Source organism: Nocardia nepalensis (genome assembly GCF_048910785.1).
Lineage (GTDB): Bacteria > Actinomycetota > Actinomycetes > Mycobacteriales > Mycobacteriaceae > Nocardia > Nocardia nepalensis.
On record NZ_JBKBET010000037.1, the window covers coordinates 261,080 to 283,941 of the forward strand.

The following is a 22,862-nucleotide window of genomic DNA, read 5'->3' on the forward strand; positions in this document are numbered from 1 at the left end:
TCCGACGCCGGGATCTCGCCCGGCCGGATGCGATTTGCACATCCCGACCGCACTACGCGCGCGCGAACCGCAGCCCCGGCGGGCCGCCGCAGCGTCGCCGACCGCAATCGCACGACGCGCAGTCCCCGATTGTGTCGGCGTGCACATCCCCCGCATTCGCACTGACACGGCAGCGACACCTCAAATGGACTCAACGCCGCCAGTCCGCCCGACAATAGAAGGCTCTACTGTGACCGATATCCCTCCATTAGCCAGGTAAACTAGAACACGTTCTAGTAGTCTCTGGCTATGGAGCGACTAACCGGATTGGATGCCAGCTTCCTGTACCTCGAGACCGGGACCCAGCACCTGCACGTCTGTGCACTGCTGATCCTGGATCCCGCCGCAGGGGGCGCGCACTACACCTTCGAAACATTCAAAGCAGAACTCGGCCGACGACTGCCGCTGATCCCACAGATGCGGCGGCGAATCCACGAGGTGCCGTTCAATCTCGATCATCCGGTCTGGGTGGAAGACCCGGATTTCGATCTTGACAACCACATTCGCCGCATCGAAACGCCACGCCCGTTCGGACGCCAGGAACTGGCGGACCTGGTCGGCGAGATCGCGAGTGTGCCGATGGATCGCAGCCGCCCGCTGTGGGAGATGAACGTGGTGGAGGGTCTCGAGGACGGCAAGGTCGCGGTCATCTGCAAGTACCACCACGCCGCCGTCGACGGCATCACCGGTACCAACATGATGATGCATCTGTGCGATCTGGAACCCGGGCTGAGCAAGCCCGAACCGGCCGCGGAATGGCAGCCCGAACCCCAGCCCAGCGACTTGAAGTTGGCGGCCGAGGCGGTGGTCAATCTGCCGAATAAGCTCGGCCTGGTCGGAATGGTGCCGAAAACCGTTGGCATGCTTGCCGGTTTCGCGCAGCGACGTCGAAATAACCAGGGGGGCATGGCATTACCGCTGACCGCACCGCGCACCCCCTTCAATGGCGCGATCAGCCCGGATCGCGCGGTCGCCTTCACCGAAACCGATCTCGGCGCGATCAAGGAGATCAAGACCGCCTTCGACGTGAAGGTCAACGACGTGGTGTTGACCATCGTCGCGGGTGTGCTGCGCGCCTACCTGGAGAAGCACGACGAACTGCCCGACAAATCCCTGATCGCCTCGGTGCCGGTTTCGGTGCACGACACCTCCCGCCATACCGCGGGTATCAACAAGGTCTCCTCGCTGTTCTCCCACCTCGGCACCGATATCGCCGATCCGGTGCAGCGGCTGCGGCAGGTGGCCGAGGCCAACCGCGACGCCAAGAAGGAACATGCCTTCGTCGGCGCGGATTTCCTGATGGACTGGTCGAAGTACGCCCCGCCGAACACCTTTCAGCTGGCCGCGCGGGTCTACTCATCGCTGAAACTGGCCGAGCGCCATCCGGTGGTGCACAACCTGGTGGTTTCGAATGTGCCCGGCCCGCCGATGCCGCTGTACTTCCTCGGCTACCAGGTCGAGGCCATGTATCCGTTCGGGCCGGTTTTCCACGGCGCGGGACTGACGGTCACCGTCCTGTCCAATAACGGTGATCTGGACTTCGGCTTCATCGCCTGTAAGGAATTGGTGCCCGATCTGCAGGCAATCGCCGACGCGGTCCCCGGCGTCGTCAATGAATTGCTGAGCGCGGCACGCGATCTGGGCTAACCCACACCGCTGCCCTGTTCGCCATCGCCGCCGAACAGGGCCGCATTCGAAGCCTTTGCCAGCCTCGCGGCGACATCAGCGCAAGCCTGCAGCAGTACCGGCACGAAGCGGTCGGCCTCGAGCACGCAGGACGCGTGACCGGCCTTGACCAGATGAATGCTCGCCCCGGGAATCATGGTCGCCATCTCCAATTGCCGATAGACCGGAATCGCCCGGTCCCGCGTCGTGATCACGACGGCGGTCGGCATCGACAGCGTGGAAAGCCAAGCGGTCGAATCGAATCGGCCGACCTCGGCGATGACCTGTGCCATGGCCCAGCCGCTGCTGCTGCGGAATTCGTTGAGCGCCCAGCGATTCAGCTGTCCCGGCGCCCAGTTGTGTTCGGGTAATTCGGGCAGCTGCCCGACATGTTCCTCCGCACGTCGGTACGAATAGGGGCCGATGGCTCCGGCAAATACGCCGAACATTTGATGAAAAGCACGCTCGCGCAGCTTTTCCTGGAATCGATACGGTGTCGCGCACAGCACCAGACCGCTCACCCGATCCGGATGCCGGTGCGCGGCGAGCAATGCGACGACCCCGCCGAGGGAATAGCCGGCCAGCATGGCTTGCTCGACGCCCAGCGCATCGGCGACGGCGATGACGTCGTCGGCGCAATCCCGCACCGAGAACCGCGCCGAACGGATGCCGCGGCCGTGCCAGCGCTGGTCGAAGACGATCACCCGATAGCGCTGGGCCAGCGCGTCGAGGGCGGGGAACCAGGTGAGGTAGCCGGTGCAGGCCGTGGCATGCAGCAGGATCAGCGTCGGCGCGCCCTCCGGCCCTGGGATGTCGACGACGTATGTGCGGCCCCGGCCCGGCAGGTCGACGAGCCGTCCGCCGGGCACCTCCGCGATATCGGGCACGCCCGACCGCCGGGAGAACCGCCGCATGGCCACCACGCCTGGATTCGTCATCGTCGGCCTCCTCGGCACCCTTCGGGCGGCGTTACTAGAACGCGTTCTACATCGATGATGCCACAGGACCTGGCAGAACTCAGGCCAGGGCCCGGACGATGTACTCGGCGATGCAGGCGGGCTTATCGCCGCCCTCGCGTTCGATGGTCGCCTGGATGACGGTCTGCAGGCCGCCGGGGACCTCGTCGACGCTCACGATCTGGGCGCGGCCGCGAATGCGGGAACCGGCCGGAATGGGCGAGGGGAAGCGAACCTTGTTCAGGCCGTAGTTGATTCGCGCTGACGCGTCCTTGATCGAGATCAGATCCGCCATCAGCGGCGGGAGCAGCGAGAGGGTGAGATAGCCGTGGGCGATGGTGGTGCCGTACGGGCCGTTCGCGGCGCGCTCGGGGTCGATGTGGATCCACTGGCGGTCCTCGGTCGCGTCGGCGAAGGCGTCGATGCGGTCCTGGGCGACCTCGATCCAGCGACTGACGCCGAGATCGGCGCCCGCTGCGGTCCGCAGTGCTTCCATGGTGAAAATGGTCGGTTCACGCCCATCCGTCACCTGACCAGGGCCCCTCATCGAATCGCTATCGCTCATAGGTCGCACATTAGCGCCGCATTCCACTGGTCGATACCGAGGCGGGAACGGATCGGGGATCCTCTGTAACGTGTTTCAGTAGAGTTCGGCGGGATCGATAGGAGGCCGCGATGGGGCGGTTGACGGGCAAGGTGGCGTTGATCAGCGGCGGTGCGCGCGGTATGGGCGCCGCACACGCGCGAGCACTGGCGGCCGAGGACGCGCGGGTGGTGCTCGGCGACATCCTCGACGACGAGGGCGCCGCGCTGGCCAAGGAAATCGGTGACAACGCCGCCTACGTACACCTCGATGTCCGCGAGAAGCAGCAGTGGCAGGACGCGGTCGCCGAGGCGGTGCAGCGGTTCGGCTCGCTGAACGTTCTGGTGAACAATGCGGGGATCGTCAATGGCAACCTGCTCGTCGATTTCGAACTGTCCGAGTGGCAGAAGATCCTCGACATCAATCTCACCGGCACCTTCCTCGGCATGCAGGCCGCGACGCCCGCGATGATCGAGGCGGGCGGCGGTTCGGTCATCAATATCTCCTCGGTCGAGGGCATGCGCGGCAGTCCCGGCCTGCACGGCTACACCGCCACCAAATTCGCCGTCCGCGGCCTCACCAAATCCACCGCACTCGAGTTGGCGCAGTACGGAATTCGCGTGAACTCGGTCCACCCCGGCCTGATCCGCACCCCGATGACCGAGGGCATCCCGGAGGACTTCCTGCAGATCCCCCTCGGCCGCGCCGCCGACCCCGCCGAGGTCTCGGCCCTGGTGATCTTCCTGGCCAGCGACGAATCCTCCTATTCGACCGGCGCCGAATTCGTCATCGATGGCGGGCTCACCGTAGGCGTCCCGCACAAAACCTTCTCCTGATCACTCCACGTTTCGAAAGTGGGTGCGGGGGCGTGCGCGCAGCGAGCGGGCGGCCGCTGCGCTCCGCCCGAGATGCGCTACTGGACAAGTGATCACGTGGAACTAGTGGCGGAAGCTTCTCGGGCGACGCCGCCACCAGTTCCACCTGATCGGCTGACCAACCTGGGGAGCTATTGGGGGTTTCTTGTCACCGGCCCGGCGGGGGCCTCGTCAGGGTGCTGGTGTCGGGGTCGGGGGGCGGTTGAGGACGATCGCTGATGCGCGGGTGCGGACTTCGTCGCGGGTGCGGCCGTTGTGGTCGGCGGCGAGGAATTGGTTTCCGATGGCCAGGCAGAACGCGAGTAGGCTGCGGGCCTCGATTTCGTCGGGGTCGGAGCAGAAGGTGCCGATCATCTCGCGCGCCAGATTCATGCGCTGGTTGTCGACCCGGCGCAGTCGTGCGGCGACCGCCTCGTCGTGGCGGGCCCAGTTGCGGATCGCGAGGTCGACCCCCAGCAGACGATCGCTGGACAGGGTCAAGCGGCCGGCCAGGGTGATCTTGTCGCGGGGGTCGTCCTCGCGTCGCAGGGCCTCGAACACTTCGTCGATGCTCTCGCGCTCCCACGTGTCCAGCATCGCGGTCAGCAATGCGTCGCGGTCGGCGAAGTAGCCGTAGAACCCGCCCTTTGTCACGCCGAGCGCCTTTGCCAGTACCTCGATGCGGACCGCATCTACGCCGCTCGCGGACAGTGTCCGTAAGCCCTGCTCGACCCACGCCTCGCGCGGCGTGCGGGCCACACCCATGACATGACTCCTTTCACATCTCCACATCTATACGCCACCGTATAAAAGCGTCTAACCTCCATGTTATACGTTGCCGTATAACAGCCGGGCGCTCGACGACCGCCGGGAAGGACACATCAATGAGACTCCCTGTTACCGAGCACACCCGCCGCCCATGGCGGATCCACGACATCGCGCTGGCGAACAAGACCGTCCACACCGTCTGCCACCTCGGGTGGGTGCCGGTGGGCGACGGAGAGTACGAGTTGCGGATGGCGGCCCTGGTCAAACCCAACGGCCTGTTCGGTCGGTTGTACATGGCGGGGATCAAACCGTTCCGGTACTTCATCGTCTACCCGGGCATGACCCGGCAATGGGAACGCGCGTGGCTCGACCGCACCCGTCCGGACACTGAGTCACTTTCGGGCAGGTGAGGTCATGGCAAACGCGCAAAGTATCGAACGGGCCTGCCGGAGTGGGACATTCGCGGCGGAGAACGGAGAGTTCCAATGATCAAGTGGGCTGGTTGGCTCATCACCGTGTGCGGAGTCGGACACACGCTGGGCTCCTTGGCGCAGACGGTCCCCCACTACGCCGAAGACTGGTTCAGCTGGGCATTGTGGGACAGCGACCTCGTGGCGATGAGCCACACTACTGCCGCGTTCTGGTACTCGGCGTTCAGTTTCGGCCCGCCGCTCATATTGGTCGGCCTGACCGTGCTGTGGTTGGGCCGCCGCAGGATTACACCGCCACCGTTCATCGCGTGGAGTGTTGCGTGCTGGACCCTGATCACCGCAGTTCTCGCCGGACCCTCACCATTGCTGCTCCTGCTGCTCGCGGCCGTCCTGCTGCTAGTCGGTGCCCGCCGTGGTGATACCGCGCGCGACGCCATCGCAACGTAGGGCGGACTCAGCGGGACCTCTGGGTATCCGTCGGCGGCCCTCGTGATCAGGGCTGCCGACGGTTTTCCTCGAGCCACCGCGCGACGCCGTCAGGGGTCACCTCTTCGCCGAGTACGTTGTCGATGACGGCGCGTCCGACGCAGATCGAACGCAGGACGCGGTCGGTGAACTCGTCCAGATCTCCCCATGGCAGATAGGGTTTCGCGATCAGCAGTGAGGCGACGCCATGGGCGCTCGACCACAGTTCCAGCACCACCGGGACCGGATCGCCGGGGGTGATCACGCCGAGATTCATGCATTCGGTGACGGTGGCCGCGAAATGTGCGAAGGCACTGCTGGTCAGCACCTGATCGACCGCGCCAGCGGTCTCGCCGGGCGCCGTGGCCAGCCGGTACTGCTCGGGATGCTCTCTGGCGAAGCGCACGTAGGCCTGTCCCTGCTGGCGCAGCCGCTCCATCGGCGACTCGTTCGGATCGGTGGCCGCGATCATCACCGCGTCCAAATCCTCGAACACCTGGGCCACCACCGCCTCGATCAACTGATCCTTATCGGCGAAATGGCGGTAGATCGTTGGTGGGGTGACGCCGACGATTTTGGCGATCTCGCGGATGGAGACGGCATCGACGCGACCGGAACTGGCCAGCAATTCCCTCGTGGCATTGATGATTTCGGCGCGCAGCCCCTCACCGGTGCCGCGCGCCGAACGCTTCCGACGGGTGAAGCTCACGCGCGCTCTGCCAATGCGGGATTATCGGATTCGGTTGCGCCAGGCACGGATTCGTCCTCGCGCAACCCGATCTTGGCGTGCAGCCGGGCAAGTGGTGCGGGCGCCCACCAGTTCGCGGTGCCCATCATCCGCATGAGTGCGGGCGCGAGGAGACCGCGAATAAGCGTGGCGTCCGCGAGCACCGTCAAGGTCAATCCCAGGCCCATCATCTGGATGAACGATACCTTCGAGGTGACCATGGCGGCCATCACGATGGCCATCAATAGTGCGGCGGCGGTGAAGATCCTGCCGGTGCGCGCGACGCCCAGCGCGACGGCGCGGTTGCTGTCGGCGGCCGTGCGTCCCGAGGCCAACCACTCCTCGCGGATGCGCGAGAGCAGAAATACCTCGTAGTCCATGGACATGCCGAAGGCGAGACAGAACATCAGGATCGGCATGGTCGGGACCAGATATCCGGTCGCATCGCTGCCGAGCAAGCCGGACAGGTGTCCGTTCTGGAAGATCCAGACCATCGCACCGAACGCCGCCGTCAGCGAAAGCGTGTTGAGGGCGAGGGCTTTCAGCGGCAGCAGCACGCTGCCGGTGAACAGGAACAGCACGACGAAGGTGGCGAGCACGATCAGCGCACCGGCCAGTGGCAGTCGTGCGCCCAGTGCGTCTAGGGCATCGACGTTGACCGCCGCGGCACCGCCGAACAGCGCGGGAGCCGGGCTCGGCACATCGCGCAGCTGCGCCAATTGCGTCTTGCCCGCGGCGGTGAAGGGATCGGCTGTTGTTGCGACCGTGAGGAATGCGCCGGTGTCGTTGATCATCGGCGGAGGCCCGGCGGATACCCTCAGGCCGCCCGAGTACACGCCGACGCCGGAGAGCACTCCGGCCACGCCCTGCACTTTCGACAGCGCGGCGGCGTAATCACCGACGGCGGCGGGGTTTCCCCGATAGCCGTCGAGCACCACGGAGACATTGGTGGCGGCATTGGCTTGGAAGTCGCTGCGCAATGCGTCGCCGACCGTGCGGCTGGAGGCGGATGCGCTGGTATTGAGCACCCGGTCGTCCGGATAGCCGAATTTCACGCCGAGGAACGGGGAGCCGACCGCGAGCAACAGCACGATGATCACGATGGCGACCGGCGCGGCGTAGCGCATCACCCGCTGTACCGTGCCGTACCAGAAGGTCTGCTCGGGTGCGAGATCCGCGCGCGGCGTCCGGCCGAGCAAGCGCCCCAGCGGCTTTCGCAGGTCAGCGGCGTTCACCCGATGGCCGAGCAGCATCAGGACCGCGGGCAGGATCAGGATCGAGGCGGCGGCGGCCGCGGCGACCACCGCGACGCCCGCGTAGGCGAAGGACTTCAGGAAGTACAGGTTGAATACGCCCAGCGCCGCCACCGAGAGCGCGACGGTCAAGGCCGAGTAGAGCACCGTACGTCCTGCGGTCTGTACCGCGCGCACCACGGCCGCCTCGACCTCGAGACCATTGGCGAGTTCCTCGCGGTAGCGGCTGACGATGAACAGGCTGTAGTCGATGGCGAGCGCAAGACCGAGCGCAGTGGTCATATTCAGCGCGAAGATCGAGACATCGGTGAAGACCGTGAGGGTGCGCAGAATCGCCAAGGTGGTGAGGATCGCGAAGATGCCGACGGCCAGCGGCAGGAAGGCCGCGACGAGGCTGCCGAATACCAGGATCAGCACGATGAACGACAGCGGGATGGCCACACCCTCGGCGACCGCGAGATCGTGGGTGATCTGTTCGTTCACATCGTGGTAGACCGAGCTGAGTCCGCCTTGGTCGATGGTGACCCCGTCGTTTGTTCCGATTACCTGGTCGGCGATCTCTCCGGCGATCTTCTGAGCGGCGGTCTCCTCGCCCGGGATGTAGCCGAGAACCAGTGCGCTCTTGCTGTCCTTGCTGCGCAGTGCGGACGACAGTGGCTGCGGTGTGTTCCAGTAGGACTGGATGCCGATCACGTCGCCGCGCGATCGCAGGGTGTCGACCAGCTTCGCGCCAGCGGCCTTGGCGGCCGGACTGTCCGCGCCCGCATCGTCGCGAACCAGCAGGATGAGGTTGGGTTCGGCGCCGCCGAAGTTATCGGCGATGAGCTTGGAGACCTGTGACGATTCGGCATCGTTCGAGGTGAACCCGCCGGTCTTCATATGCGAGGTAACCGAGGCGCCGAATACGCCGCAGAGCACGGCCAACAGTGCCGCGGCCAGCAGAATCGTGCGCGGATGCCGGGTGGCCAGATGTGCGATTCGTACGAGCATAAGTGACTCCCCTGTTCGACCGGCCCCGAGGTAACAGCGTTAGCGTAACGCCGTTACCTCAGCGGGTATAGGTGCGTCCGGCAAACAGATAGTGATCCCGATCACGGCGATCCACTACCCGAGGAACGCGATGATGGCCTCGGTGATGGCGTCCGCGTAGCGTGCCCGGCCGTCCGGGGATTCGATCAGCGCGGCATCGCCCGGGTCGCGCATATTTCCGCATTCCACCAGCGCGACCGGGCGCTCCGAGAGATTCAGACCCGCCAGATCGGCGCGCGGATTCATACCATCGGAGCCCACATACGTCGAAGGGGTGATGCCGGACCGAATCATGGTGTCGCGCAACGTCGTTGCCAGCAGCTGTGACGGCTCGCCCTGTGCGGAATTCAGTGGCGGTTCGGAGTAGGCGACATGGAAACCGTGCGCGCCCGCGGGGGCGCCGTCGGCATGGATCGAGACGACAGCCGCTGCGCCACTGCGGTTTCCGATGGCGGCGCGTTCGTCGACGCAGGGGCCGACGCCCGCATCGTCGTCGCGGGTCATGACGACGCGGATGCCACGGGCGGCCAAGGCATCGCGGACACGGTTGGCGACGTCCCAGGTGAATTCGTGCTCGGCGTATCCGTCGATGGCCGAGGTGCCAGTGGTGTTGCACGCCTTGGTTTTTCCGCGACCGTCGGGCACCGGTCTATTGATCTGCGCGGGCTGCGCGGCATTGCCGCCATTGTGTCCGGGGTCGATGACGACGACGCGGTCATCGGCGATGAAGCGCGCCGGGGTCGTTTCCGGTCCCGCTTCCGTCGGCGGCGTCGTGCCCGTTGCCGTGGGGTGCGTGGGCGCGTCCTGTGCGCATCCGCCGAGCATCAGGCCCCAGGCACAGATCGCGGCGGTCACCTTCCAGCTTCGCGGTCGCATGACTTCGACCCTGCCACAGGGTTGCGAGCGGTTCATCAGCTACCGGAACGCAAGCGCGCCGAGCGTATCCGCGTGCCGGTACTGGAGGTACTTCTTGACCGTCTCCACGTCGACGGCCGCGGTGGCCGTGGCGACCGTGACCACGACGAACTCCTTCTGATTTCCGTCGCGCCATTTTCCGGTGACGAAGTGATCGATGTAGGTGCCCGAGCGCAGATGCAGATCCTCGTCGCTGAACTTGCCGAGCGCGGCAGAGGCTTGACCCTCATCCGACATGGCGATGACGAATTGGGTGATCTTCAGCCCGCCGCCCTCGGCCCGGTACACCAGTTCGGCGGCGTACTGGCAGCCCAATCCGGTGAGCTTGCCGTCCACCTCGAAATCGCGGCAGCTGGTGTGGTCGCGGCCCTCGACCCAGTCCGCGTGCAGTTGCACACTGTCGAATTTGAAGTTCCAGTCACCGGCGAAGTCGTTGTAGGTGAGTTTGCCCGAGGACGGCTGACCGGGACGTGATGTCGTCGTGGTCGGTCGTGGGGTGGTTTGGGTGGCCGAGCGCGGCGCACTCGTCGCCGGGACGACGGTGGCGGTGGTATCGGAGGCCTGCGATCGGCCCTTATCGCGGCCGGTGAGGACGACCAGGCCGACGGTGACCACGGCGAGCAGCACCACCAACCCGAGCACCGCCGCCACGATCACCCCGGTCTTGGACTTCGGGGGCCGCGGCGGCTGGCCCGGCATCGGCGTGCCCGGATATCCCGGATAGCCGGTCTGATTCCAGCTCGTTTGCGCCGAATAGTCCACCGGCTGCCCCCACGGCGCCGGATCCTGCCGCGGCGGCTGCTCCCCAAAGCCGTACGGATAATTCACTGCCTGCCCACCTCTCACGCCTGGGGCGGCGACCCCCACCCTGCACAGCCGAACCAATCACGTACTGATCGCGATCCGATCCCCCGGCGTTGCAGCGTTTCGGCAAGCTTAACGCGTGGACAGCGGGCCTGGCTGGCGAGCGATGGACCCTAGGTGCCGATCACGTACCGGAACGCGGCCGCGTGCCGACGTTCGAAGCGGCGGCGGTTGAGGCGCAGGAGCAGTCGCTCGGGCAGTTTCGCCTTCGCCGACAGCTCCTTGCCCGCCGAGCCGGTCAGCCCATGGAATGCCCACGGCACGAGAGTGGGCGCCAGGCGCAATGAATACGACCGGCCGATCGCGCGCTCGATCCGCGCATACGACTGCGTGGTCAGCATCCGCTGCACCATGGGCAGTGCCGCGCGCTCCTCATGGGCCATGTGGTGATCGATGACCTGCCTGAGCGCGTCCAGTCGTGCATGGATGACCTCGGCATTCTCGGCATCCGGCCGGGCGAGCATATTCGCGAACCCGGTGCCGCACTCGGTGACGGCCGGAGCGAGCTCGGAATGTTCGCGTTCCATGGCGGCGATGACGGCTCGATCGGCGTCGGTGCCGCGCTCTTGGACGGCCGCGGCGAGCACCGGCCAGTAGTGATCGTCTTCAGCGGTGTGATGGTGATGGAGCAGGTCAGCGAACAAGGCCCAGTAGCGGACGAGCGCACGCCATGTCTCGGTGTCCGTCGGTGGTGTGAGCGCCGCTGCGGAGACCAGGTCGGCCATATCGCGCCGGAGCGCGAAATGCATGACGTACATGCCGGTGTGGTCGATCGGTCCGTCGGCGACACATGCCTGGCCCGGCAGATCGATCTGAGCGGCATGGTGAATCACGGTGTCGCGCATTGTTTCTCCTTTAGATGGGGATCAGTTGGGGGATTCGGTACGCAGCCAGTGCCATGCGATGGCGCCGACCCACAGTTCGAAGCCGAGCGTGCTGATGGCCAGCACCGGGAACAGTCCGGAGTGCACGAGTGTGGCGCTGCCGGCCATGCTCAGCGGGAGCACGGCTGTGCCCGCGCGGCGCAACCACCGTGTGCTGCGCCCACCGCGCGCACTCGGGTCGCGGGTGCGGCGCAGGCTCAGGACGATCGCGCCGACGAACAGCAACCGAGGCAATGCCGACAGCGCGAGCCCGAAGGGGGCGACCGAGTCCCATCCGGCGAGAATCCGCGGGTCGGCGCCGGCTGCGGCGGTTTCGATCGCGACGTCGTGCAGCATGCCCGCCAGCGGCCAGACCAGCGCGAGCAGCGTGCCCGACGCCACCGCGACCGTCGCCAGCGCTCCCGATCCGTCGGTTTCGCGCAGCCGCGCGTGCACCATGCCGAGGAATCCCAGCAAGAGCATTCCCGAGGCCATGAGGGCGAAGTTGCCGAGCCGATAGAGCTGCTGCGCGTCGAGGACGTGGGTGCCGCGTTCGAGCGGGGCAGCGCCGGGTGATCCGGCGCTGGGCAGGACGAAAACCGCCATTGCCGCCACAACCGTGAACTGGCATGCGGTGAACGCCAGCCCGAAGCGGGCGCTGGCGCGCAGCAGCGCGGCCGCCGCATGGTCACCGGGTGCCAGCTTCGGACCGAGATACGTTGCGCGCATTGGCTTTTCCTCTGTGCTCGGCAGTCGAGCCGGATCGAATCCGGACAGCCGAAGAGTAGGAGTTGCCACATGCCGCGCACATCGACCCGCGGGCGGGAAGATGCTCGGCCCATGAGCTGGTTAGGCACTCATCCCGTGGGATGACGACGGCCGGTTCCGCGCTCGCTTACCCTCGCTGAGATGAACCTGGCCGAGCGATCGCGCACCACGCCGCAGGATGCGGCGCTCGCGGCCGCGATCGTCGTGACCGGGCTGGTCCAGACCGCGTTGTTTCCCATAGCGGCCCGCGGTGTCGGCGAGGTGTATGTCCTCGGAGCGATGCTCCCGCTGGCTTGGCGTCGGACGTACCCGATCACCTCCGCGGTGGTTTCGTCGCTGTTCTGGCTGATCCCGCTCGACGGTTTCCCGTTGCTCGGATTCGTGGCGGTGGTTCTGCAGTTCTACGCACTGGGGGCGTGGGGCCGCCCGGGTGTCGCCGTGCCCGCGGTCACCGCATGGGCGGCGGTCGTCGCGGTCGTCGGCACGGTGCTCGGCCCCGAACCGCCGGTGGCGACCATCGGTGCGGTGCTGGTCGTCGTCGCTCCCGTGGTGGCGGGCCGGATTGTCGCGCATCAACGTCGCCAGAACGCGGAGATCCGCGCGTTGACCCGAGAGTTGCGATACGAACGCGGACGCGCGGAGGAGGCCGCCGTCGCCGCCGAACGTGCCCGCATCGCCCGCGAACTGCACGATGTGGTCGGCCACGAACTGACCCTCATCGCGATTCAGGCGGAGGCGGCGGCCTCGGCGCTGAAGGTCGCACCCGCCAAAGCGGTTGTGCCCGTGGAGGCGATCCGCTCGACCGCGCACCACACGCTGGCGCAGATCCGTCAAGTCCTGAACGTGCTCGCGCCGCTGCCCGACGAGGGTGTGCCCGGCGACTCGGATCTGGTGAATCTGGCCGACAACGCCCGGGCGGTCGGGATCGCGAACAGTCTCACGGTCACCGGCACACCGCCGCCCGAGTGCCGGAACGCGGTCTTCGCGGTCAATCGCATCGTGCGCGAATGTCTCACCAATGCGGGCAGGCACGCGCCGGGGGAACAGGTCGACCTCGTCGTCGACTGGCTGCCGGATCGGGTCACCCTGTATTCGACCAACCGCATGACGCAAACCGAGGAGCCGCGACCCGGCCGGGGACTGACCGGTATCCGGCACCGAGCGCAGCTGCTGGGCGGCACATTCGATGTGTGCGCGGATCGAGACCGGTTCGATGTCAGGGTCACCATCCCGTTCGATGTCGGCGCGGGTGCGCGATGACCCGCGTGCTGGTGGTCGACGACCAGGATCTCGTGCGCCAGGGATTGCGCACGATTCTCGAACTGGGCGGTATCGAGGTGGTCGGCGAGGCCGCCGACGGCGAGGCGGCGGTGGCGGCGGCGACCGCACTGCGACCGGATGTCGTGCTGATGGATCTGCGGATGCCGGGTGTCGACGGGGTCGAAGCGACACGTCGGATCGTCGCACTCGGCGCGGACATCCGCGTGATCGCACTGACCACGTTCGACCACGATCAGCATGTCGTCGACGCCCTGCGCGCGGGCGCGTGCGGATTCCTGCTCAAGGACGTCACCGCAGACGGCCTCGTCGATGCCGTCGGCCGCGCCGCCACGGGCGAACCAGTGGTGTCCCCTGTTGTCCTGGCCCGAATGATGGATCACTTCTCGGCGCGTCCGCCCGCGCGCACCCGGCTGCCGCGCGGCTTCGCCGATCTCAGCGTTCGCGAGACCGAGATTCTCGCACTGATCGGGGCCGGGCGGTCCAATACCGAGATAGCCGAGGAACTGTTCATCAGCATGGCGACCGTGAAGACCCATATCCGGCACATCTTCGCCAAACTGGAATTGCGTGATCGAGCACAGGCCGTGCTGGCAGCACGCGACGCGGGACTCGAACCGCGCCGTCGGGTGTGAGATGCGCCAGTGGTCACCGGCCCGGCGATCGCCCGAGCCGCGATCCAGTACTCACCACGATCAGTGCCCCGCTTCCGGGGCGATGATCGGGTGTCGCGCGGTCAGTCGACGCGCCTGATTGTAGGAGCGCACAGTAGTCGTCACCAGCAGGTGAACAGCCCGATTACCCCGAATTTCAGAGCCGCTGCATGTCGAGGGTGGCGCGGGTGCTCCCGCGACACGACATCGATCCCTGTCGAGAACCAAAGTTCAGCAGACTCCTAGCTGGTGAGCAGTAACCCCAGCGCAAGTGCGAACATCACCGCCGCTATCACCGAATCCAGGACCCGCCATGCGCTCGGGCGGGCGAAGAGCGGCCCGAGTTTGCGGGCGCCGTAGCCGAGCGAGGTGAACCAGACGATGCTGGCGACCATCGCGCCCGCGCCGAGGAACCAGCGGTCGGGGCTGGTGTAGGTGCTGGCGAAGGAGCCGAGTAGCAGCACCGTATCCAGGTACACGTGCGGATTGAGCCAGGTCAGCGCCAGGCAGGTGAGGACGGTCGCGCCGAGTGCGACGGTAGCGCCGGTCGATTCGGCGGTCAGCGACGAGGCCGAGAAGGCCCGCCGCGCCGCGAGAATCCCGTAGCCGATCAAGAAGGCCGCCCCGGCGTATCGGATGACCGTCAACACCGCCGGAGCCGACTGGACGACGACCCCCAACCCGCCGACTCCGGCGGCGATCAGCACCATGTCCGACACCGTGCAGACCGCGACCACCGCGAGCACATGCTGCCCGCGCAGACCCTGGCGCAGGACGAAGGCATTCTGCGCGCCGATCGCCACGATCAAGGAAAGTCCGAAGCCGAGTCCCGAGATGGCCGCCAGAGCCGCCGATGATGCCGTCACATAAATCGACGCTAGAACCAGGCGCTGCACCAGACCAGCTAAAGATTCTGAAGCACCTTTAGGATCTCTAAATATGGACCTGCAGCTGGATCAGCTTCGCGCGCTCAACGCGGCGGTCACCGAGGGCACCTTCGACGCGGCCGCGCGCAGCCTGCGCGTGACGCCGTCGGCGGTCAGCCAGCGCATCAAGGCGCTCGAGGACGCGGCCGGGCGCATTCTGCTGCAGCGCACAAAACCGGTGCGCCCCACCGAATCCGGACTCGCGGTGCTGCGGCTGGCGCGGCAGATCGAACTGCTCGCCGGTGACACCGCACGCGAACTCGGCGATGCCGATCGACCCGCGGATCGGCCGATCCGGCTGCCGATCGCGGTCAATGCCGACTCGCTGGAAACGTGGGTGATGCCCGCGCTGCGGCGCACACCGGCCGGTGTGTGTTTCGAGATACATCGCGAGGACGAGGAGCACACGACCCGGCTGCTGCGCGACGGCACGGTGATGGCGGCGATCACCGCCACCGCGACCGCGGTCCAGGGGTGCCGGGTCGAGAAGCTCGGTGCGATGCGATATCGGCCCATGGCGAATCCGCGGTTCGCGCGAACCTGGTTCGCGCAGGGCCCAACGGCCAAGGCATATGCCGCCGCGCCGGTGGTGCTTTTCGATCGCAAGGACGATCTGCAGGACCGGCAGCTACGGCGTCGGTGCAAGCAGCCGGTCGATCCGCCGCGCCACTATGTGCCGTCGTCGGCGGGGTTCGCGGAGGCCATTCGGATCGGACTCGGGTGGGGGATGTTGCCGGATCTACAGACTCGCGGCGGTCGGGCCGGGCGTGATCTCGTGCCTATCGATGGGGATTCCTACATCGATGTTCCGCTGTATTGGCAGCAGTGGAAAGTCGACTCTCCCGCGCTCAGTGGGGTCGCTGCCGCGATCGCCACGGCCGCGGCCGAGGCGCTGCGTTGACGGTTCAGCCGCTCCACGCCGGCGATTTGGGGAATGTCACCGGCAGCGCCGTCAGCGCCCGGTGGAACGGACCCGGTCGCCAGGTGAGCTCGGCCGGCGGGGTTGCCAGTCGCAATTCCGGTAGTGCGTCGAGCAATTGGTCTATGGCCTCCTGAGCAATCAAGTACGCCATGGACTTTGCGGTGCAGGCGTGCGGGCCCGCGCTCCATGCCAGGTGCGAGCGGTTGCCGGTGTGCTCGCCGTGGATTTCTGGGTCGTTATTGCAGGCGGCCATGCTGATGAGGACGGGCTGGTGTGCGGGCAGCCATGTTTCGTCGATCAGGATCGGTTGCCGCGGATAGGTGATGCAGTAGTTGGCCAGCGGCGGGTCGGTGAAGAGCACCTCGTCCAGGGCGTCGCGGGTCGACAGGCTGCCGCCCAGAAAATTGTCGGCGACACGGTCGTCGGTGAGCATCAGCAGCAGCGAGTTGGCGATCAGATTCTGGGCGGGCTCGATGCCAGCACCGTAGAGCAGCATCACATGTTCGAGTACCTCTGCATCGTCGAGGCCGAGGGGGTGCAGTAGTAGTCGCGTCGTGATGTCGTCGCCGGGTTCGGCCTTCTTGAGCGCTATCAGCTCGGTCAACGCCTCGTGCACGAGCTCATCTCCCTTGGCGGCATTGACCGTATCCATCATCGCGGCCAAGCCGAGCGCGGTGCGTCCGCCGATCTCGGGTGGACAGCCGAGGACGGCATTGATCGCGGTGAAGGCGAGCGGAAGTGCGTACTGGGCGATCAAATCCGCCGAACCGGTCTCACAGAACGCATTGATCAGCGGAACGGCGATCTGCGCCACGGTGGTGTGCAGCGCGTGCAGGTCGACCGCCTCGATGGCCGCGTTCACCGCCTCCCGGTATCGGGCGTGCACCGCGCCGTTGCTGTGCAAAACCGTTGGGCGCCAATCCATCATGGGCAGGACGGGACACTCCGGCGGAATATCCTTTTGCCAGGTGCGTGGGTCGCGCGGAAAGCGCTCGGGATCGTGCAGGATCCGCACCGCGGCGCGATAGCCGACCACCAGGGTCGCGGGTGTGTCGGGAGCCAGGTCCACCGGCACCAGCGAGCCGTACTTGCGACGCATCTCCCGATAGGCGCGGTGTGGATCGGCGGCGAACTCCGGGGTGTAGAGCGGAGCGCGTTCGCCGTCGGTGTCGATCGGAGAGCCATGCTGAACAGGACAGGATGGGGACTGGTGGGTCACGAAACCAACTCCAAACGGTGGAACAAATTCGACGCGTGTCTACGCCGAATACCGTGGAGGTAGAGCCGAATTCACCGCCCCACCCCTGCGGCGTACGGATGCCGAATCAGTTCGGCGGCGCTCCCCGGTACGGCACGTAGCCGCCACTGGGATCGATGTATCTGGCGTCCTCGACCGAGTGCAACAGACCTGCCATCCCCTGCAGAACCTGCTCCAGCATGGCGATGGCCGCGTTCTCGTCGTCGGAGGCAGGCCACCTCGGATCGGTGCTCATGGCAATACCTTTCGGCTCAGTGCGGGTGTCAGGCGATGGTGATCGGTGCGCTGCTGGTAGGCATCGCCCGCGCGCAGTACCGTCGCCTCGTCGAAGTGTTTGCCGCTGATCGAGATCGACAAGGGAACGCCATCTGCGGTCAGCCCGATCGGGACGGCGATGGTGGGATTGCCCAGCGAATTCCAGTACGGCGTATGCAATCCGGCGAGCACGCTCACCGGGTTCAGCTGCTCCATGGCGTCGATGCGCGGGGCGCCCAAGTGTCCGGTCGGGGTGACCACCAGGTCCACCTTGGTGAACAGCTCGGCCATCCGCCGCTGGGCGACGTGCCGAACGCGTTGGGCCTGAACGTAATCCGCGCCGCTGACGGAGGTACCCGCGGCGAAGACGACGCGACTGCCGCGGGCGTAGTCCTGGTAGCGCGAGCGCAGGGTCGGCCGGTGGTAGGCGGCGGACTCGGCGGCCAGCACGATCAAGGTGGTCGCCGTTGTCTCGACGTACATCGGGACCTCGATCGGGACGATGGTCGCGCCCGCTTCGCGTAGGGCATCGACGGCCGCCGAGAACCGTTGCGGCTGTTGCGGATCCCGTCCGTCGCCGACGAAGCGGTCGAGATTGTCTACGCCGATGGTGATTCCGTGCAGATCACCGGTGAGCGCGGCCGTGTAGTCGGTGACGGGTTCGTTCGAACTGTAGGGGTCTTCGGCATCGTGACCAGCCAATACTTGTAGCAGCAAGGCGCAGTCGGCCGCCGTGCGAGCCAATGGCCCCGCATGATCGAGGGTGTAGGCCAGCGGCACCACACCGGATTTGGGCACCCGGCCGAATGTCGGCTTGAACCCGGTGATTCCGCAGAAGGCCGCGGGAATTCGGAGGCTGCCGCTGGTGTCGGTGCCGACCGCACCCAGAAACGCGCCGGTCAACAGGCCACTGGCAGAACCGGAACTGGATCCGCCCGCCCACCGCTGCGCATCCCACGGATTCCGGGGTATCGGAAACGGCTTCTCCGGATCCGGAACCCCGATCGCGAACTCCATCGTGGTGGTCTTCCCGACCACGATCCCACCGGCCTGTTCGAGCCGCCGCACCACCGCGGCATCCCCCACCGACTTCCCCCACGCCGGATCCAGCACCAGGCTCTGTGCCGTGGTCGGACCCGCCGAATGCGCGAAAATATCCTTGACCCCCAACGGAATCCCATCCAGCGGGGCCAACCGCTCCCCCGCCGCGATCTTCCGATCAACCTCGGCGGCCCGAGCCCGAGCCTGCTCCTGGAACCGAGCCAGAAACACCCCGAACGTCTCATCATGCGCATCCGCGGCCGCCAGTGCGTTCTCCACCAACCGCGCCGCACTCACCTGCCCCCGCCGCAGACCCGCCGCGGCCTCCACGATTGTCGTGAATACCGTTGCCGTCGAATCAGTTTCAGTCATCGCATCCCCATCCATCGCACACGGCCGATCCTGCCACGACGATGCGCCCTGCGGGCGGATTCGGAATACCCGCCCTTCACAGTCTCGGGTGCTCCCGCTGACGCGGGTTGGGGATAGGAGCGTCGCCGTAGTCGTGCGCCAGCCAGGGCATGCGGTCGAGCAGCCGATCGCGCAGCTCGGTCAGTCGGGTGATGCGCTCGTTCAGCTCGGCGACCCGCGGCGGTCCGACGGCCGCGTATCCGGTGGTGCAGCGCGGTTCGAAGGGGAATACGGCGGGCAGGTCGTGATCCAGGTAGGGCAGGAAGGCGCGGACGTCGCCGATGGTGAAACCGATGTCCAGCAGTTCGCGGATGTTGTTCACCTGTTTGATCGCGTCTTCGTCGTAGACGCGGTACCCGGAGGTGGTGCGGTCGCAGGTGAGCAGGCCCTGCTCTTCGTAGAAGCGCAGGGCGCGCGTCGTGGTTCCGGTGCGTGCCGCGAGTTCACCGATCAGCATCTGGTTCCCTTTCGTCCGCACGGTCAACGCGCGAGGCGTACGACTACCTTCCCGGTGTAGTGGCCGCGAACCAGATCGAGCAGTACCCGTGCAGCGTTCTCCAGCCCGTCGATGACGGTCTCGGTGTAGACGAGTTGCCCGTCGGCCAGCCAACTCCGCAGTCGCTGCCCGAATTCCGGCGCCAGGTTCAGATGGTCGTGCAGGGTGAATCCGCGCAGCGTGAGCCGCTTGCCGATCAGCGGCAGCACATCGCCGGGACCCGCATCGGGCACACCACCGGAACGTTGCCGGGCGAGCGCGCCGCACAGCGCGATGCGCCCGCCCACGTTCATCACCTCGATCGCCGCGCGCAATTGGGCGCCGCCGACATTGTCGAAATACACATCGATTCCGTCCGGTGCGACGGCTCGCAGCTGCTCGACCAGGGGTTCGTCGTGGTAGTCGAACGCCGCGTCGAATCCGAGCTCATCGATGACATGACGCACCTTCCGCGCCGATCCGGCGCTACCGACGACACGACGCGCGCCGAGCAGTCGCGCGATCTGACCGGCCATGCCGCCGGTGGCGCCTGCCGCGCTGGAAACGAAGACGGCATCGCCTTTGCGCAGGCCCGCCACGGCCGTGAGCCCCGCATAGGCGACCAACCCGAATCCGAGATAGGTCGACGGCGATGGGTACGCGTCCGGATCCACCATGTGAACCGCACTCGCCTCGGCCACCGCGTACTCACGCCACCCGAGCCGATGCAGGACCAGCGCACCCTCCGGCACCGCCGGATCCGCGGAGGCCACGACCTCGCCGATCGCGTCCCCGAACATCGGCGCACCAACAGTGAACGGCGGCATGGGAATTCCCGGATAGGCACCGATCTGCATCAGCATTCCCGGGTCGAGTGACATGTACAGATTCCGCACCACCACCTGCCCCGGCACTGGATCGGGCACCGGCTGCTCGACCAGTCGGAAGTCGGACAGTTCCGGAAACCCGTCGGGTCGTGCGGAAAGGTGGACAGCGCGTGCGGCTCGGGTCGTAACAGTCATGAGAGCGACGCTAGGGATTGACGTATGCGTGAAGGTCAAGACGCACGTTGTTTTCCCTCCATCGGGGGAGGTCGGATTACACCTCGCGGCCGACGTGGGTGGGCGCGAACATCCGTAGCTTCGGAGGCCTCAGGGGCAGCACCAAACGCCCTGTCCTGCACCCACATTCATCAGGAGGATCTGTGCTTTCCGCCTTTGTGCCGGCTGTGCGGACCCCGGACTTGCGGCGGAAGATTCTGTTCACGCTGGGACTGATCGCGTTGTATCGCCTCGGCGCGGCGCTTCCCTCACCCGGCGTCGATTACAAATCCGTCCGCAGCTGTATCGGGCTCGTCTCCAGTGGTGAATCGGCCGGTATCTACCAGCTGATCGACCTCTTCTCCGGCGGCGCGATGCTGCAACTGTCGGTGTTCGCGATCGGCATCGTGCCTTTCATCACCGCCAGCGTCATCACCCAGCTGCTGACCGTCGTGATCCCGCGATTCGAGGAGCTCCGCAGCGAGGGGCAATCCGGACAAGCCAGAATCACGCAGTACACCCGGTACATCGCGATGGCGCTGGCGGTCCTGCAGGCGACGACCCTGGTGGCGCTGGCCGCACGCAGACAGCTGTTGCGCGGCTGCCCCCAGGACATCCTGGCCGATACCTCGATCTTCGGCATGATCATCATCGTGCTGGTCATGACCGCGGGCGCGGCCCTGGTCATGTGGTTCGGCGAGCAGATCACCGAGCGCGGCATCGGCAACGGCATGTCGCTGCTCATCTTCGCGGGTATCGCCGCCCGCATTCCCTTGCAGGGCAAGCAGATCTACGACAGCCACGGCTGGATGACCACCGCGCTGATGGGCGTCGCCGCCCTGGTCGTGATCGTTGCGGTCATCTTCGTCGAGCAGGGCCAGCGCCGGATTCCGGTGCAGTACGCCAAGCGCGTGGTCGGCCGCAAGATGTACGGCGGCTCCTCGACCTACCTGCCGCTGAAGGTGAACCAGGCGGGCGTCATCCCGGTCATCTTCGCGTCTTCGCTGCTGTATCTGCCGAACCTGTTGGCGCAGTTGACCCAGAAGAGTTCGGGTAGCTCGGCCAAGTGGCAGGAGCTGATCCAGAAGTATCTGGTCAACCCGAGCAACCCGGTCTATGTGGCGTGCTACTTCGCCCTGATCGTGTTCTTCACCTACTTCTACGTCGCGATCACCTTCAATCCGGAGGAGCGCGCGGACGAGATGAAGAAGTTCGGCGGCTTCATTCCGGGCCACCGTCCGGGCAAGCCGACCGCGGACTACCTGAACCGCGTCCTCAGCCGGATCACTCTCCCCGGCTCCATCTACCTCGGTGCTGTCGCTGTGCTGCCGAACCTGTTGCTGCGCTTCGGCTCCGGCGGCCCAGCCCAGAACCTCGCGTTCGGCGGTACCTCGGTGCTGATCGTGGTGAGCGTCGGCCTCGACACGATCAAACAACTCGAGAGCCAACTGATGAACAAGAACTACACCGGGTTCCTGCGCTGAAGCAGACTGTGCACATGGCCACGACCACACCAACACGCCCGCTGCTGTTGCGGCTGGTGTCCACGCTCATGCTCGCGATCAGTGCCACCGTGCTGTCGGCGGGCAGCGCGCACGCCATTACCCCGATCGCCGGTCGCAACGCCACGGTGGGCTTCGACCCGCAGGCCGCGGATGTCGACATCGTGGCCGCGCCGCGGGACTCGACGATATCGGTGCTGCTCGCCAATGATCAGATCGTGTTCCGTTCGGGTCTACGGGCAGCCATCGATACCCAGCCGGACCTGCGATGCGTCGCGGAGGTCGGCGACGGCGCCGCCGCCATCCAGGAGATGCGACGGCTGCGACCCGATATCGCCATCCTCGATCTCGACATGCCCGGTCTCGCCGACCCGGCCGCCATCGAGACAGTCGCGGAACTCGGCGGCACCAGCCGAATTCTCACCCTCGCCGCCGACGACACCGACGAAAACCTCTACCGCGCACTACGTCTCGGCGCCAGCGGCTTCCTCACCAGAGCCCTGCCGTCTCTGGACCTGGTCTCCGCCATCCGAACCGCCGCACACCGCGACGCACTGATCGATCCACGCCTGACCCGCCGCCTGATCACGCGCCTGACGCACGGCATCGAACCGTTCCCCGCCGCACCCGAACTCGCCGCGCTGACCCCTCGCGAACATCAGGTTCTACTCCTGATGGCCAAGGCCTACACCAACCCCGAGATCGCCGCCACCCTCGGTGTCGGCGAACAGACCGTCAAAACCCACGTGTCCAACGTGCTCGCAAAGCTCGGCGTACGCGACCGCGTACATGCCGTCGTCTACGCCCACACCCGCCGCATCGTTCCCGACGGCCCGCTCATCGCTGCTCACGCGGACCGCACCTGACCCATCCCAGCTCACGACTCCGCAACTGCGTCAAGCGGACATTCGCCGCAGGTGG

General features: G+C 66.3%; 24 protein-coding genes. 9 read left to right on the forward strand and 15 right to left on the reverse strand.

What is annotated here, in order from left to right; translation table 11 throughout:
* Window positions 1–288 precede the first annotated feature (288 nt).
* Window positions 289–1,686: a WS/DGAT/MGAT family O-acyltransferase gene (locus ACHQ4I_RS32815; RefSeq protein WP_420775759.1), complete on the forward strand. Its 1,398-nt coding sequence runs from the start codon at window positions 289–291 to the stop codon at window positions 1,684–1,686.
* On the opposite strand, the gene ACHQ4I_RS32820 is transcribed toward ACHQ4I_RS32815, so the two are convergent.
* Both ACHQ4I_RS32820 and ACHQ4I_RS32825 read right to left on the reverse strand, forming a co-directional pair.
* On the reverse strand, window positions 1,683–2,642 hold the full coding sequence (locus tag ACHQ4I_RS32820) for an alpha/beta fold hydrolase (protein WP_420775760.1): 960 nt from the start codon (window positions 2,640–2,642) through the stop codon (window positions 1,683–1,685). The two genes, ACHQ4I_RS32815 and ACHQ4I_RS32820, sit on opposite strands and share 4 nt — an antisense overlap.
* A gap of 79 nt (window positions 2,643–2,721) precedes the next feature.
* Complete coding sequence (locus ACHQ4I_RS32825; RefSeq protein WP_420775761.1) at window positions 2,722–3,156, reverse strand: MaoC family dehydratase; 435 nt, start codon at window positions 3,154–3,156, stop codon at window positions 2,722–2,724.
* A 179-nt stretch (window positions 3,157–3,335) separates the two neighbouring features.
* Between ACHQ4I_RS32825 and ACHQ4I_RS32830 the strand changes: the two genes are divergently transcribed.
* On the forward strand, window positions 3,336–4,079 hold the full coding sequence (locus ACHQ4I_RS32830; RefSeq protein ID WP_420775762.1) for a glucose 1-dehydrogenase: 744 nt from the start codon (window positions 3,336–3,338) through the stop codon (window positions 4,077–4,079).
* Window positions 4,080–4,289: 210 nt separating this feature from the next.
* On the opposite strand, the gene ACHQ4I_RS32835 is transcribed toward ACHQ4I_RS32830, so the two are convergent.
* The gene (locus ACHQ4I_RS32835) at window positions 4,290–4,862 is read right to left on the reverse strand and encodes a TetR/AcrR family transcriptional regulator (protein ID WP_420775763.1); all 573 of its coding nucleotides are present in this window, start codon (window positions 4,860–4,862) and stop codon (window positions 4,290–4,292) included.
* 119 nt (window positions 4,863–4,981) lie between these two features.
* Here ACHQ4I_RS32835 and ACHQ4I_RS32840 point away from each other — a divergent pair, with 119 nt between their 5' ends.
* Window positions 4,982–5,275 carry a DUF2867 domain-containing protein gene (locus ACHQ4I_RS32840; protein ID WP_420775764.1) on the forward strand — a complete coding sequence of 98 codons (294 nt, stop codon included), beginning with the start codon at window positions 4,982–4,984 and terminating at the stop codon, window positions 5,273–5,275.
* A gap of 75 nt (window positions 5,276–5,350) precedes the next feature.
* A complete protein-coding gene (locus ACHQ4I_RS32845) occupies window positions 5,351–5,743 on the forward strand; it encodes a DUF6463 family protein (protein WP_420775765.1) in 393 nt (130 codons plus the stop codon).
* A 46-nt stretch (window positions 5,744–5,789) separates the two neighbouring features.
* Here ACHQ4I_RS32845 and ACHQ4I_RS32850 read toward each other — a convergent pair whose 3' ends face one another.
* From ACHQ4I_RS32850 to ACHQ4I_RS32875, 6 genes are all read right to left on the reverse strand, one after another.
* On the reverse strand, window positions 5,790–6,470 hold the full coding sequence (locus ACHQ4I_RS32850; protein ID WP_420775766.1) for a TetR/AcrR family transcriptional regulator: 681 nt from the start codon (window positions 6,468–6,470) through the stop codon (window positions 5,790–5,792).
* Entirely contained in the window at window positions 6,467–8,731 is a 2,265-nt protein-coding gene (locus tag ACHQ4I_RS32855) for an MMPL family transporter (RefSeq protein ID WP_420775767.1), read from the reverse strand. The genes ACHQ4I_RS32850 and ACHQ4I_RS32855 overlap by 4 nt, the downstream gene beginning before the upstream one ends.
* 114 nt (window positions 8,732–8,845) lie before the next feature.
* A complete protein-coding gene (locus ACHQ4I_RS32860; RefSeq protein ID WP_420775768.1) occupies window positions 8,846–9,646 on the reverse strand; it encodes an N-acetylmuramoyl-L-alanine amidase in 801 nt (266 codons plus the stop codon).
* Between the two features lie 39 nt (window positions 9,647–9,685).
* Entirely contained in the window at window positions 9,686–10,513 is an 828-nt protein-coding gene (locus ACHQ4I_RS32865) for a hypothetical protein (RefSeq protein ID WP_420775769.1), read from the reverse strand.
* 149 nt (window positions 10,514–10,662) lie between these two features.
* Complete coding sequence (locus ACHQ4I_RS32870; protein ID WP_420775770.1) at window positions 10,663–11,394, reverse strand: hemerythrin domain-containing protein; 732 nt, start codon at window positions 11,392–11,394, stop codon at window positions 10,663–10,665.
* A gap of 21 nt (window positions 11,395–11,415) precedes the next feature.
* On the reverse strand, window positions 11,416–12,141 hold the full coding sequence (locus ACHQ4I_RS32875) for a hypothetical protein (RefSeq protein WP_420775771.1): 726 nt from the start codon (window positions 12,139–12,141) through the stop codon (window positions 11,416–11,418).
* Window positions 12,142–12,321: 180 nt separating this feature from the next.
* Between ACHQ4I_RS32875 and ACHQ4I_RS32880 the strand changes: the two genes are divergently transcribed.
* Together ACHQ4I_RS32880 and ACHQ4I_RS32885 are read left to right on the forward strand one after the other, a co-directional pair.
* Window positions 12,322–13,440 (forward strand): sensor histidine kinase, encoded by a 1,119-nt coding sequence (locus ACHQ4I_RS32880; protein WP_420775772.1) that lies wholly within the window; start codon window positions 12,322–12,324, stop codon window positions 13,438–13,440.
* Window positions 13,437–14,093: a response regulator gene (locus ACHQ4I_RS32885; RefSeq protein WP_420775773.1), complete on the forward strand. Its 657-nt coding sequence runs from the start codon at window positions 13,437–13,439 to the stop codon at window positions 14,091–14,093. Before ACHQ4I_RS32880 ends, ACHQ4I_RS32885 begins: the two co-directional genes overlap by 4 nt.
* A gap of 260 nt (window positions 14,094–14,353) precedes the next feature.
* Here the strand turns inward: ACHQ4I_RS32885 and ACHQ4I_RS32890 are convergent, their stop codons facing one another.
* Entirely contained in the window at window positions 14,354–14,977 is a 624-nt protein-coding gene (locus tag ACHQ4I_RS32890; RefSeq protein WP_420775774.1) for a LysE/ArgO family amino acid transporter, read from the reverse strand.
* Window positions 14,978–15,050: 73 nt separating this feature from the next.
* On the opposite strand from ACHQ4I_RS32890, the gene ACHQ4I_RS32895 reads away from it, so the two are divergent.
* Complete coding sequence (locus ACHQ4I_RS32895) at window positions 15,051–15,938, forward strand: LysR family transcriptional regulator ArgP (protein ID WP_420775775.1); 888 nt, start codon at window positions 15,051–15,053, stop codon at window positions 15,936–15,938.
* Between the two features lie 4 nt (window positions 15,939–15,942).
* Here the strand turns inward: ACHQ4I_RS32895 and ACHQ4I_RS32900 are convergent, their stop codons facing one another.
* From ACHQ4I_RS32900 to ACHQ4I_RS32920, 5 genes are all read right to left on the reverse strand, one after another.
* Window positions 15,943–17,178 carry a cytochrome P450 gene (locus ACHQ4I_RS32900; protein ID WP_420775776.1) on the reverse strand — a complete coding sequence of 412 codons (1,236 nt, stop codon included), beginning with the start codon at window positions 17,176–17,178 and terminating at the stop codon, window positions 15,943–15,945.
* A 106-nt stretch (window positions 17,179–17,284) separates the two neighbouring features.
* Window positions 17,285–17,452: a hypothetical protein gene (locus tag ACHQ4I_RS32905; protein ID WP_420775777.1), complete on the reverse strand. Its 168-nt coding sequence runs from the start codon at window positions 17,450–17,452 to the stop codon at window positions 17,285–17,287.
* Entirely contained in the window at window positions 17,449–18,885 is a 1,437-nt protein-coding gene (locus ACHQ4I_RS32910) for an amidase (protein WP_420775778.1), read from the reverse strand. Before ACHQ4I_RS32910 ends, ACHQ4I_RS32905 begins: the two co-directional genes overlap by 4 nt.
* Before the next feature lie 76 nt (window positions 18,886–18,961).
* The gene (locus ACHQ4I_RS32915) at window positions 18,962–19,402 is read right to left on the reverse strand and encodes a MerR family transcriptional regulator (RefSeq protein ID WP_420776073.1); all 441 of its coding nucleotides are present in this window, start codon (window positions 19,400–19,402) and stop codon (window positions 18,962–18,964) included.
* Between the two features lie 2 nt (window positions 19,403–19,404).
* A complete protein-coding gene (locus tag ACHQ4I_RS32920; RefSeq protein ID WP_420775779.1) occupies window positions 19,405–20,421 on the reverse strand; it encodes an NADP-dependent oxidoreductase in 1,017 nt (338 codons plus the stop codon).
* A 182-nt stretch (window positions 20,422–20,603) separates the two neighbouring features.
* Here ACHQ4I_RS32920 and secY point away from each other — a divergent pair, with 182 nt between their 5' ends.
* A complete protein-coding gene (gene secY / locus ACHQ4I_RS32925) occupies window positions 20,604–21,923 on the forward strand; it encodes a preprotein translocase subunit SecY (protein WP_420775780.1) in 1,320 nt (439 codons plus the stop codon).
* Window positions 21,924–21,937: 14 nt separating this feature from the next.
* Window positions 21,938–22,807: a LuxR C-terminal-related transcriptional regulator gene (locus ACHQ4I_RS32930; protein ID WP_420775781.1), complete on the forward strand. Its 870-nt coding sequence runs from the start codon at window positions 21,938–21,940 to the stop codon at window positions 22,805–22,807.
* Window positions 22,808–22,862: the final 55 nt, after the last annotated feature.